Source organism: Peristeroidobacter soli (genome assembly GCF_004138485.1).
In the GTDB taxonomy this organism is placed as follows: Bacteria; Pseudomonadota; Gammaproteobacteria; order Steroidobacterales; family Steroidobacteraceae; genus Steroidobacter; species Steroidobacter soli.
In genome coordinates, this window is the sequence record NZ_RYEV01000003.1 from 1,140,255 (window position 1) to 1,152,348 (window position 12,094).

The window sequence follows — 12,094 nt, forward strand, 5'->3', positions numbered from 1 at the left end:
ACCTCGCTGCTATTGAGGCAGCAACGACTGATACACCATGCTCGCGAACTTCTCACGGAAGTCGACGCCGTTCGGCATGAGCTGAATCATCAGCACGACTACCAGGCCCGAGGTGGGGTCGACACGATAATTGGTCCCGTAGGCACCGCCCCAGCCGAACGAGCCCGGTGCCTCCATGCCGCTCGCGCCATAGCTCTCGACGGTCTCGAAACCGAAGCCGAAGCCCATGCCGGGCTCGTTATAGGTGTCGCCAATCTGATTGGTGGTCATCAGCGCGACGCTGCGCGGGGCCAGAATGCGCGCGTTGCCGAGCGTGCCGCCGTTGCGGAGGGCTTCGAGGAAGCGAGCGTAATCGCGAGCGGTCGACAGCAATCCGGCGCCGCCTGAAAAACTCCGGCGGGGCCCGTCGACGTAGTGACCTTGGCCCCTGGCATCGTTTCCAGAGCGCGCGATCTTGCCATTCGGGCCCGTGCCGTAGACGGCCGCGAGCCGGGCGCGCTGATCCTTCGGCAGATAGAAGTTCGTGTCCTTCATGCCCAGCGGTTGCGTGATGTTCTTGCGGATGTATTCATCCAGCGGCAGGCCCGAGGCGCGCTCGACGACGCAGCCGAGAATGTCGGTGTTGTAGCCGTACACGAACGCCTCGCCTGGCTGAGCCATGAACGGCAGCGAGCCGAGCTTTTCCATGGTCGTGCAGATGGGTTCATTCTTATCGGCGGTGTACCAGCCGATGCCCGCCGCGGGCCCGAGTCCTTTCGCCCGGTATTGCTCGGCGATCTCCGGGTCGGTGCCGTAAGAGATGCCGGCGGTGTGAGTCAGCAGATCGCGCAAGGTGATGGGACGTTTCGCGGGCACGGCGCTGCCGTTCACCATCACCGTCGTCTTGGCGAATTCCGGAATGAATTTGCTGACCGGATCGCCGACCACGAGCTTGCCCTGCTCCTGCAATTGCAGGATGGCGGTGCTGGTCAGCGCTTTGGACTGCGAGGCGATCCGGAAAATGGTATCGACGCTCATGCGCGTGCCGGCTTCCTTGTCGGCCCAACCGGCGGCGTGTTCATACACGGGCTGGCCGTTCTGCAGGACCAAAGCGACGGCGCCGGCGATCAGATTCTCGTCGACGTACTGTTGCATCAATGTATCGATGCGCTCCAGGCGCTCTTTCGAAATGCTGGTGGCGGCGACGATTTGAGCGCGCGCGCCGTTCGGGGCGGTCCAGCTTTCCGATTGCGGTTTCCCGGCGAAGGCGGCGCCGCCGAGCAGGGCGGTCAGCAATGTTGTCGTTAACAGTGACGTGCGCATCGAGAATCCCTGGCGGCTGTCCGAAGATGAACGGTGCGGCGATTCTACCGATTACGCAGACAAAAAAAGAGCCACCGCCGCGAGCCCCGCGACGATGGCTTCCGGGAAAACAAAGAGAGGTCAGTGGCCTGGATTCGTGCCGGTGTCCGGGCCTGGATTCACCTGAGATGCAGAGCCGCGAGCATCAGGGGCGAGGCACGATCGCGATGTCGAACACACCGCCGGTGAGCGGCGCGCTCGAGCCCGGCAGCTGCGCCGGCTGACCGCGCTTCACCACCACTTTCTGGGTTCTGCCCAGCGGCAGGTTCGGATCGATCTGCGACAGATCGATGGAGAACAGCAGGCGCGTGGTCTGGCCGACCAGGAAATTGTTGCCGGCGGAGTCGGTGTAGATATCGAAATCCGTGGTCGGCGACATGTTCAGGGCATTGCCGTACTCGTCGACGAACGGACCGATGGTCTGCAAGAGGCCGGCGCCGGTATTGGAGCTGCCAGTGGCGTTCTTGCCGGCGATGGTCACCAGCGTGTCGAGGTCGTGATCGACCATGTAGAACAACGTCACGGTCGCGCCGTTGAAGTTGTTGTTGTACGCGCCGCCGACGATCTCCGGATCCTTGCCGAAGTTCACGTCGCCCTGCGCATAAGTGAATTTGGTCTGGACCGCGGTGGTGTTCAGATTGCCGCCGTTGGCGCCGTTCACGACCGCGATATTCTGATCGTTGCTGCCAGCGATGCGCAGCGCGTTCAGCACGGGATTGAAATCCACCAGCGCGCCGAAGCCGCCGCTGAAGCGCGGGTTGACCTGGCTGACCTTGGTGCTCGCGCCGAAGTAACGACTGGAGAGGTCGATGGTGTACAGGCCGCCACGATCGGTCAGGCCGTACAGCTGACCGTCGGCCGGACGGAAGTCGATGCCGATGAGATTGCCGCCGTCGGAAACATCGACGCGGCCGCCGCGCACATAGGAAGAGGCGCCGGGCTTGAGGATGTACAGCGAGTTGTCGCTGGTGAGTGCATATAAACGCGAGTTGGGCAGCGTGACGCCTTTCGCGACACCGCTCGTGGCGGTGGTGGTCGCGGTTTGCGCGCTCACGATGGTTACGCCGAGCAGCGATGTGGCCATCGCCACTGCGGCCCAGGCCGCCGATGTCCTTGTCGATCTCATGACTTTCCGACCTCTGGTGAATTGATGGGAGCTGCGGTGCTCTCGATGCCAATATTCGGTAATGCAGCAGAGATCGGATGCAGTGTTACGTCGATGTTATTGACAGCCATCGGTTGCACGCTTCATAAACGCGCTGCATTTGTGACGTTCAGTTTGTCAGCGTGACGTCAGCTTCGAGTCATCGTGAGGTCAGTGGGATTCGTCAGTGTGGTTCCCTCGGGGGAATCATTTCGGGAGGTCGTTGTGAGTTCAGTGTTCACGCGTCGGGAAGTTCTTCAGGGCGGCATTGCCGCGGGCGTTGGAATCGCAATGAGCGGTGCCATCGCCGAAGCGGCGGATTTGCCCGCGATCACCAAGGCCATTCCCTCTACGGGCGAGAAGCTGCCGGTGGTCGGTCTCGGCACCAATCAATACAGCGTGACTGAGCCCGAAGAGATCGCAGCGCGACGTGAAGTGCTGGAGAACTTCCCCAAGCTCGGCGCGAAGGTGATCGACACCGCGCGCGGCTATGGTGAATCCGAAGTCGTCATCGGCCGTCTGCTCAAGGAGCTGGGCAATCGCGATCAGATCTTTCTCGCGACCAAGACGTCGATCCGCGGCGAGCCGCCGGCCGGCGACGGTGAGCTGGAGCTTGCGTTCCAGCGACTGCAGACCGATCGCATCGACCTGCTGCAGATTCATAACTTCAACGCCATCGACGCGCTGTTCCCGAAGCTGCAGGAATGGAAACAGGCGAAGAAGGTTCGCTACATCGGCATCACGACCTCGACCGACGATCAGTATCCGCAAGTCATCGAGGCGCTCAACAAGCTGAAGCTGGATTTCCTGCAGGTCGATTATTCGATCGACAATCGCGGCTCCGAAGCAAAGATTCTGCCGCTCGCGAAAGAGAAAGGGGTCGCGGTGCTGACGAACGTGCCACTCGGCGGCCGTCGCGGCAGTGTGCTCACGAGGGTGCAAGGCAAGCCCCTGCCGGCCTGGGCCGCCGATTACGATGCGACCAGCTGGGCGCAGCTCTTCCTGAAGTACAACATCTCGCACCCGGCCGTGACGGCGGTGATTCCCGGCACGACCAAGATCGCGCACCTGAAAGACAATCAGCTCGCCGGTCGCGGCCGCCTGCCGGACGCCAAGGGTCGCAAGAAGATCGAAGAGTTGTGGGCCAGCGTCTCGGCCTGACCGCTAACCGCCAAGATGGGGTTGCAGCCAGCGTAGCAGCCCCCCGAGCTCCATCGCGCCGGACTGCCGCGCGATCTCCCGGCCCTGCTTGAACGCAATCAGGGTCGGGATGCCTCGGATGCCGAAGCGCGCCGACAGCGACGGCTCGTTGTCCGAATTGACCTTGGCGAAGCGCGCCTTGGTCCCGAGCCTGCGGGAAGCTTCCTCGAAGTGAGGGGCCATCATTCGACAGGGACCGCACCAGGGTGCCCAAAAATCCACGATCAATGGCAGGTCGCTGCGGGTCAGGTGCCGGTCGAACGCCGCCGTGGTCAGTTCCAGGGGATGACCCTCAAATAGCGCGTGATGACATTTCGGACACTTCGGTCCTTGCTCCAGCCGGTCGGCAGGGATCCGAACCACGGAATCGCAATGGCCGCAGACCAGGTGGATGCCGGCGGCGGAAGGGGTGGATTGGCTCATGAGGTCTGTATTACGCGTCGGGCAGGTCTCCCGGTAATGGGGACGACAAAAATCGCATACAAGCCCGCAAGCAGGTCCGCTTTCGAGCACAATATGCGCCTCCCCAAGTCCCATTGACCCGCAGCCGCCTCCGATAAAGGGGCGGCGCATGACCGATAGCGCATGAAAGATCTCACCCAAGGTTCCATCGCCGGACATCTGGTCTCACTCGCGGTCCCCACAGCGGCGGGCATGCTGTTCCAGACCCTCTATTACTTCGTCGACCTGTACTTCGTGGCCGCGCTGGGCGACTCCGCGGTGGCGGGCGTGAGCGCGGCCGGCAACGTCATGTTCATCGTGCTGGCCCTGACTCAGGTGCTCGGCGTCGGTACGGTCGCGCTGATCTCGCACGCGGTGGGGCGCAAGGATCAGCAGGACGCCAACCTGATCTTCAATCAGTCGCTGCTGATCGCCGCCTTGTGCGGTCTGATCGTGCTGGTGGCGGGCTATCTCATGGCCGGTCCGTATCTGAGCGCAGTCGCTGCCGATGAGCCGACGATCGAGGCCGGCAAGGCCTACCTGTATTGGTTCTTCCCGGGACTGGCGCTGCAGTTCGCGCTGGTCTCCATGTCCTCGGCCTTGCGCGGCACCGGCATCGTCAAGCCGACCATGATCGTGCAGGTGCTGACAGTGCTGCTCAACACCGCGCTCGCTCCCGTGCTCATCGCCGGTTGGGGCACGGGTCACGCCATGGGCGTGGCGGGCGCGGGCCTCGCCAGCACGATCGCGATCGCGGGCGGCGTGATCCTGTTGTCGATTTATTTCGGGCGGCTGGAGAAGTATGTCTCCTTCCATCCCGAACAATGGCAGCCGCGCATCGCGGTGTGGCGTCGAATGTTGAACGTCGGTCTACCCGCGGGCGGCGAGTTCGCGCTGATGTTTCTTTATACCGCCATCACCTACTGGGCGATTCGTGACTTCGGCGCCGCGGCCCAGGCCGGCTTCGGCATCGGCTCACGCATCATGCAAGGCATCTTCATGCCGGCCATGGCCATCGCGTTCGTGGTCGCGCCGATTGCGGGTCAGAACTATGGCGCCAAGCGCATGGACCGGGTCCGTGAGACGTTCCGTGTTGCCTCCGTGCAATGCGTGGGCATCATGTTGGGCCTCATGATCCTGTGTCAGTGGCGTCCGGAAGCGCTCGTCGCGTTCTTCTCGCATGACCCCGAAGTCATCCGCGTCGGCGCCTTGTTCCTGCATCTGATCTCCTGGAACTTCGTGATGAGTGGGCTGATCTTCACCTGCTCGGGTGTGTTCCAGGCGTTGGGCAATACCGTGCCGGCGTTGCTGAGCTCGGCGTCACGACTGGTTGTTTACGCGCTGCCGCTGGTGTGGCTCACCTCGCAACCGGGCTATGACATCGAGCACGTCTGGTACCTGTCGATCGCGGCTAACGTCGTGCAGGCGACGATCAGCGTGACGTTGCTCCGGAAGCAGATGCGTCTGCAGCTTGGCTCAGCTGCGACTCAGCCGGCGTAACGCGCCAGATACAGTTGCCGACATCGTCGGCGACCAACAACGCGCCATCGCGGCTGACCGCCACGCCCACCGGTCGGCCGAGTGCTTCACCGTGCTGGCTGATGAATCCGGTGAGCACATCCTCGGGCAGGCCGATCGGGCGGCCATTGGCGAAAGAAACAAATGCCACTTTGTAGCCACTGCGCGGCTCGCGATTCCACGAGCCGTGCATGCCGATGAAGGCGCCATTGCGATATTTCTCGGGCAGCATCTCGCCCTCATAGAAGATGAGGCCCAACGACGCGGTATGCGAGCCGAGCCCGTAGTCCGGCACGAGCGCCTTCGCGACCAGCTCGGGTCGCTTGGATTCGACACGCTCGTCGACGTTCTTGCCCCAGTAGCTGTACGGCCAGCCATAAAAGCCGCCGTCCTGTACCGAGGTGAGATAGTCGGGCACGAGGTTGTGACCAATCTCGTCGCGCTCGTTCACCACCGTCCACAGCACGCCACTCTGCGGTTGCCAGTCCATGCCGTTTGGATTGCGCAGCCCCGACGCGAACACACGCGTCGCGCCCGTGGCCGGATCGATCTCCCATATCGACGCGCGCTTCTCTTCCGCCTGAATGCCGTTCTCCGCGACGTTGCTGTTCGAACCGACCGTGGCGTAGAGCTTGTCACCCTTCGGACTGGCGATCAGGTTCTTGGTCCAGTGATGATTGATCGGTCCGGCGGGCAGGTCGGCGAGCTTCGTTCCTTTGTCTTTGATCTCGGTGGCGCCTGGCTCGTAGTTGAAGCGCAGCACCGCGTCGGTGTTCGCGACGTAAAACTGTTTACCGATGAGCGCCATGCCGAACGGCGAGTTCAAGCCTTCGATGAAGGTCGCTTTGACCTCGGGCTGACCGTCGCTGTTGGCATCTCGTAGCAACGTGATGCGATTCGCGCTCGCTGTTTTCGAGCCGGCCTTCTTCATCGCCTTGTCTTGAAAATACGCGCGGATTCCTTTGCCGTCGTCGGGCCGCTCCGGTGCGTTTGTTTCGGCGACGAGCACATCGCCGTTGGGGAGCACGTAGACCCATCGCGGATGATCGAGATCGCACGCGAAGCGGGAGACGGCAAGTCCTTTCGCAGGCGTGGGCGCTTCGTCGAGTTTCCACGGCCTTGCCTTCGCAACGTGTATGGTTGGGATGAGAGATTTTTCGGGCGCGGGCAGCTTGGGATTGGCGCCGTAGCCTTGGTCGGGGGTCATTTGGGTGGTGACGTCGGCGGCGTTGGCCGCGAGGGTCGTTGCGAGGAGAGATGCGGGGAACGAGACGGTCGCGGCTTTTGTAGGCGTGCGCATGACAATGGTCCCACGGGGAAGGGAGTTGTCAGGTGGAAGGGTTGGGGGTGGGTGGGAGTTCCGGGGGAGGGAGGAATGGCTACCGGTTCTTTACGACCTGTCTCCTAGCGAAGCGCATTCATCCAAAGGATGAATTTCCGCCGGCTCGGTCGCTCTCGGGTTGACGATGCAATCGATAGGCCCATACGATCTCAATGTCACGTCTGGACTGGCGTGGCGGAATTCAGGCGAGCCAACAATCAATTCGAAGCCTTGTTGCCATGGACGGTGCCTTTGCATTGCATCTCCATCACGCGGACATCGCTGCGATTACGAAACGCGTGCGTAGGTCTGCACACTGACGGGCGAGGAGTTGCGGATGCGGAGTCATTATTGCGGCCATGTGCAGTCTCGAGCTGCGTTGCTCGGATCGCGTCAGGTACATTGGCTGGTTACGCTACTGCTAGTCATTGTCGCCGCCTCAAGTCATGCAGGCGACCTGGAGCCACGCTATAGATGGTGGATAGGTGTCGGTGGTTTGACCTACTACGATAGCTTGGAAGAAGGCTTTGCAGCGTACAAGGCCTGGGAAGATGCGAACAATGAAACCCGTCCCGGCACGAACAACGACATCTTCGTGCTCGGATACGAGCCCCATTCAAATGGCTGGACAACCAACGGACAGGTCCGGCTATATCCCTTCCGTTATCGTAGCGCTTCGACTTGTCCGAACACCTGTCTCGCCGGCGGTATGGGATTGGCACCCGAGTGTCCGGTAGGCACTACGCTAGTCCAAATTGATGAGAGCGCGACGGTGCGCAAGGTCTATTGCGCGGAGCTGGCCCGGCCGGAACCGGACTGCGATGACTGCGGCGAGGTGGGCAATCCAATCCATCCCTCCGCAGGCGTGAAGCGTCAGGTTGAAACGGACTACGAAGCTGCGGATGGCACGCTGCGATTTGCGCGAACCTATCGCAGCGATCGCAATGGCTGGCGCCACAACTATCAGGTCGCAGCAGTCGATGTGAGCAGCAGCTTTGGAACGCCGAGTCACTCCGCGGGCGCGTGCAAGCCCGGTGTCGGCCTGACCAGCGGCAAGCCTTATTGCTTCCGCTACATTTCACGCGGCTCGCCGAGTGACATCGCACTGCTTCGCGCGGATGGTCGTGTGGTGTACTTCTCCAAGGTCACCGGTTTGCCGACGTCTGCGAATGTCAACGAGCGTATGACCCCTGTCCTCGACGGTGGCGGTGCTCTCATCGGCTGGGACATCCGAGATGGTCGCAATGACAGCGTGCAGCGACTGAGTCCGAGTGGCCAATTGCAGATGATCCTTCATCGCGACGGCCGGACCGAGACCCTTGCATATTCGGATGCAACCACCCCCTCCACCATCGCGCCGTTTGCCGGGTTGTTGATCAGCGTCAGCGATCAGACGGGCGCACAGCTGACGTTCACTTACGATGCTCAGGGACGTATGGCAACGATGACGGATCCGTCGGGCGGCATTTATTCGTACGCCTATGACGAGCCCAGTTCGGTCGTGCTTGCGGGCAAGTTGCCGGTTGGCAATCTCACGTCAGTCACCTATCCGGATCAGACGAAACGCACCTACTGGTACAACGAGCAGGACGAGACGGCCAATAACAACCAGCCTTTCGCCCTGACCGGCATTACAGACGAGGCCGGAAACCGCTACGCCACCTTTTCATACAACTCATCCGGTCGGGCCATTGCTACCGAACATGCCGGAGGCGTGGAAAGGTACTCGTTCACGTATTCCGGATCGAACGCCAGCGTTACCGATCCTCTGGGGACCGTGCGCACACACACTTACTCCACGGTGCTCGGTCTGGCGAAGAGCACGTCCATCAACAAGCCCTGCACCGGTGCGACTTGCGGCGGCAATCCTGCGGCGACGACTACCTATGACGCCAACGGTAACGTTGCCAGCCGTACCGACTTCAACGGCCGCAAGGTTTGCTACGCGCACGACCTGTCTAGGAATTTGGAAGTCGTCCGTCTCGAGGGCGTGGCTTCTGGCGTGAGTTGCCCAGCCAATCTGAGCTACTATGTGCCTGCCGTCGGCACGAGGCAAAGGAAGATCGTAACTCAATGGCATGCAAGCTATCGCTTGCCCACTCAGATTGATGAATTGGGTAAGCGCACGACCTTCACACATGATGTCAGTGGCAATGTGTTGACCAGGACCGATCTGGATACCACCACGAGCGAATCGCGCATCTGGACCTATACATACAACAGCTTTGGCAAAGTGCTGACAGCGGATGGTCCGCGCACCGACGTTTCGGACGTGACGACATACACCTATTATGGCTGTACGACCGGCTATCAGTGCGGCCAGGTCCAGACCGTCACTAATGCTGCCGGGCACGTAACGACCTTCAATTCATACAACGCGCATGGTCAGCCGCTCACGATCACTGATCCTAACGGGCGGGTTACGACGCTGACTTACGATGCACACCGGCGATTGAAGTCGCGAACCGTTGGTATTGAAGTAACATCATTCGACTACTGGTCGACAGGTCTGTTGAAGAAGGCCACGCTGCCTGACGGCAGCTATCTCGAGTACACCTATGATCCCGCTCATCGTCTGAGCGAAATTAACGACGCGGAAGGAAACCGTATCCACTACACGTTGGATGCGATGGGCAACCGCACTGGCGAGGCTGCCTACGATCCGTCCAATGCGTTGACCCGCACTCGCACGCGAGTCTTCAGTGTTCTCAATCGTCTGGAAAAGGAGATCGGCGCGGCGGGCACAGTCAACGTCACGACTACCTTCGGCTATGACAACAATGGAAATCAAACGAGTGTGATCGCTCCGCTCGGCAGGGATGCCACTCAGGGCTACGACGAGCTGAATCGCTTGACCAGCGTTACCGATGCACTGAACGGCGTCACGCAGTATGGTTACAACGCCTTGGATCAGCTGATCTCGGTCACCGACCCGAGAGGGCTGGTCACTTCGTACTCATACAACGCGCTGGGAGACTTGGGGCAGCAAACCAGTCCAGATACCGGCGTCACGAGTAACACATACGACTCCGGCGGTAACCTCGCCACGAGCACCGACGCACGCGGCGCCGTCGCCACGTACACTTACGATGCGCTGAATCGAGTCGCCACGGCTGCATTCTCTTCTGGCTCGACGACGGATCAGACGCTCACGTACACCTACGATGCGGGCACCTACGGCAAGGGGCGCCTCACCGGCGTCTCGGATGCCGACCACTCGTTGTCATGGACTTACGATGATCAAGGCCGTGTGCTGACTGCAGGTCAGGTCGTCGGGTCTGTTAGTAAAACGACGAGCTACAGCTATGCCAATGGCCTGAGGCAAAGCATGACCACGCCTTCGGGGCAGGTCATCAGTTATAGCTACACCGACGGAAAAATCACCGGCATCAGTGTGAACGGCACCGTGCTAATTTCCAATGCCCTGTACGACCCCTTCGGTCCCGTGCGCCAATGGACCTGGAGCAACGGCTCGCTCTCGGTGCGCACATTCGACCAAGATGGCAAAGTCACCCAGATCGACAGCGCCGGTTTGAAGACTTACAGCTACGATGATGCTTTCCGCATCACCGGTATCACCGATACCACCGATTCGGCACTGAGCTGGACGTACGGGTACGACGATCTCGATCGTCTCACGAGCGGCTCGAAGACCGGTACGACGCTCGGCTACACATACGATGCAAACGGCAATCGCCTCACTCAAACCGGTACCGGCGCATCGACGTTCACGGTTGCAGCGAACAGCAATCGGCTTACGAGCACTTCAGGCGCGCTCGCACGCACGTATGGGTACGACAATGCCGGCAACACGACGAGCTTCACCGGCATCACGTTCACCTACAACAACCGCGGGCGGATGAAGAGCTCGACGAAGAGCGGCGTCACCACCAACTACACCTACAACGCGCTTGGCCAGCTCATCAAGAAGGGCACGAGCACGCTGTACTACTACGACGAAGCCGGTCACATCATTGGCATCTACACCGGTAGCGGCGCGTTAACCGAAGAAATCGTGTGGCTGGGTGATACACCCATCATTTCCCTGCGCCCCAAGGTCGGCGGTGGCATCAACATCTACAACATCCACACTGACCACCTGAACACGCCTCGTCTCATCGTTGGCTCGGTCAATCCCGGCGTGCGCTGGCGCTGGGACGCCGACCCGTTCGGCGGTGGCACGGTCAGCAACAATCCGTCGGGGGTGGGTGTGTTCAATTTCGATCTGCGGTTTCCCGGGCAGATTGCGATGGCGGAGACGGGGCTGAATTACAACTATCTGCGCGATTACGATCCAAATACGGGTAGGTACATTCAATCGGATCCAATCGGGTTGAGGGCCGGTATAAACACCTATGCGTACGTGAGTGCCAACCCAATCAGCCTCATCGATCGGTTTGGCCTACAGGGATTTGATCCCGGTCGCTGGCCTGAGGACCCCACCCCGGATAACAGGGATCCGCGTACGCCTTGGCAGCCGCCTGGTGCTTCCAATCGCGATCTTTGCGATCCGTACTGGCGCGTAACTGTTGAATTCAACGGGCAGCAGAACACCGGGCTTATTCCGCTTGTCTCAGAGGAAGTGGTTTCGGAGGACGGGTGTCACAAAACCGTCCTGTGTACCTACACGGGGCGCATTTTCGTCAACGTGAGATGGGGCGAAGCTAGTGCTGACAGTCGCGAGATGGTTGTTACGAAGTTCAAGACTCGAAAGAAGTAAGCACATGAGAAAGATCTGGATCGTGCTGTTTTGCATGCTTGGCGGAGCGATCGCTGCCTGCGCTGCGGAGCCGCCGATGGATGCACGCAAGGTTCATAAAAATGAAGAATCAGCTGTGCAGGAGCAGCCAGGAAGTGCTGGCACAACTACCTTGGGCCACCCGGTCATTCGTGCCGAGTTACTGACTGTCAATAGAGGGACCATCATCGATCTCGTCGTCGGAACTGCCTTCATAACCCGCCAAGATCGAGAGGCCATTCAGATACATGGCGCACTTCCCCTCGAAGAGGGTGATCTTCTGCAGATTCATTCCGATTCGACAGTGCGTCTTCGTTCTCCCGATGGCAAGGAGATCGAGCTTCGACGTGAACACGGCGAGTGGTTTCGCTTCTCCATACGCGGCAACTGA

8 protein-coding genes are annotated in these 12,094 nt (G+C 60.5%); 4 read left to right on the forward strand and 4 right to left on the reverse strand.

Annotation, left to right across the window (positions count from 1 at the left end):
* Nucleotides 1-9 precede the first annotated feature (9 nt).
* Together EKO19_RS13775 and EKO19_RS13780 are read right to left on the reverse strand one after the other, a co-directional pair.
* Nucleotides 10-1,302 carry a serine hydrolase domain-containing protein gene (locus EKO19_RS13775; RefSeq protein ID WP_129776961.1) on the reverse strand — a complete coding sequence of 431 codons (1,293 nt, stop codon included), beginning with the start codon at nucleotides 1,300-1,302 and terminating at the stop codon, nucleotides 10-12.
* Between the two features lie 184 nt (nucleotides 1,303-1,486).
* Nucleotides 1,487-2,467: a DUF4394 domain-containing protein gene (locus EKO19_RS13780; RefSeq protein WP_129776962.1), complete on the reverse strand. Its 981-nt coding sequence runs from the start codon at nucleotides 2,465-2,467 to the stop codon at nucleotides 1,487-1,489.
* A gap of 243 nt (nucleotides 2,468-2,710) precedes the next feature.
* Between EKO19_RS13780 and EKO19_RS13785 the strand changes: the two genes are divergently transcribed.
* Nucleotides 2,711-3,646: an aldo/keto reductase gene (locus tag EKO19_RS13785; RefSeq protein WP_129776963.1), complete on the forward strand. Its 936-nt coding sequence runs from the start codon at nucleotides 2,711-2,713 to the stop codon at nucleotides 3,644-3,646.
* A 3-nt stretch (nucleotides 3,647-3,649) separates the two neighbouring features.
* Here the strand turns inward: EKO19_RS13785 and trxC are convergent, their stop codons facing one another.
* Nucleotides 3,650-4,108 carry a thioredoxin TrxC gene (trxC, locus tag EKO19_RS13790; protein WP_129776964.1) on the reverse strand — a complete coding sequence of 153 codons (459 nt, stop codon included), beginning with the start codon at nucleotides 4,106-4,108 and terminating at the stop codon, nucleotides 3,650-3,652.
* Nucleotides 4,109-4,270: 162 nt separating this feature from the next.
* Here trxC and EKO19_RS13795 point away from each other — a divergent pair, with 162 nt between their 5' ends.
* Nucleotides 4,271-5,626 carry an MATE family efflux transporter gene (locus tag EKO19_RS13795; protein WP_129776965.1) on the forward strand — a complete coding sequence of 452 codons (1,356 nt, stop codon included), beginning with the start codon at nucleotides 4,271-4,273 and terminating at the stop codon, nucleotides 5,624-5,626.
* On the opposite strand, the gene EKO19_RS13800 is transcribed toward EKO19_RS13795, so the two are convergent.
* Nucleotides 5,559-6,944 (reverse strand): PQQ-dependent sugar dehydrogenase, encoded by a 1,386-nt coding sequence (locus EKO19_RS13800; protein WP_129776966.1) that lies wholly within the window; start codon nucleotides 6,942-6,944, stop codon nucleotides 5,559-5,561. The two genes, EKO19_RS13795 and EKO19_RS13800, sit on opposite strands and share 68 nt — an antisense overlap.
* A gap of 793 nt (nucleotides 6,945-7,737) precedes the next feature.
* Here EKO19_RS13800 and EKO19_RS13805 point away from each other — a divergent pair.
* Together EKO19_RS13805 and EKO19_RS39130 are read left to right on the forward strand one after the other, a co-directional pair.
* Nucleotides 7,738-11,685, forward strand: a complete 3,948-nt coding sequence (locus EKO19_RS13805; RefSeq protein ID WP_175597049.1) for an RHS repeat protein — start codon at nucleotides 7,738-7,740, stop codon at nucleotides 11,683-11,685.
* Between the two features lie 4 nt (nucleotides 11,686-11,689).
* Nucleotides 11,690-12,094 carry a hypothetical protein gene (locus tag EKO19_RS39130; protein WP_157995252.1) on the forward strand — a complete coding sequence of 135 codons (405 nt, stop codon included), beginning with the start codon at nucleotides 11,690-11,692 and terminating at the stop codon, nucleotides 12,092-12,094.

Excerpts from the sequence above, each read along its gene's own strand:
- EKO19_RS13775 (WP_129776961.1), bottom strand. The coding sequence starts at position 1,302 with ATGCGCACGTCACTGTTAACGACAACATTGCTGACCGCCCTGCTCGGC.
- EKO19_RS13780 (WP_129776962.1), bottom strand. The coding sequence starts at position 2,467 with ATGAGATCGACAAGGACATCGGCGGCCTGGGCCGCAGTGGCGATGGCC.
- trxC (WP_129776964.1), bottom strand. The coding sequence starts at position 4,108 with ATGAGCCAATCCACCCCTTCCGCCGCCGGCATCCACCTGGTCTGCGGC.
- EKO19_RS13795 (WP_129776965.1), top strand. The coding sequence starts at position 4,271 with ATGAAAGATCTCACCCAAGGTTCCATCGCCGGACATCTGGTCTCACTC.
- EKO19_RS13800 (WP_129776966.1), bottom strand. The coding sequence starts at position 6,944 with ATGCGCACGCCTACAAAAGCCGCGACCGTCTCGTTCCCCGCATCTCTC.
- EKO19_RS39130 (WP_157995252.1), top strand. The coding sequence starts at position 11,690 with ATGAGAAAGATCTGGATCGTGCTGTTTTGCATGCTTGGCGGAGCGATC.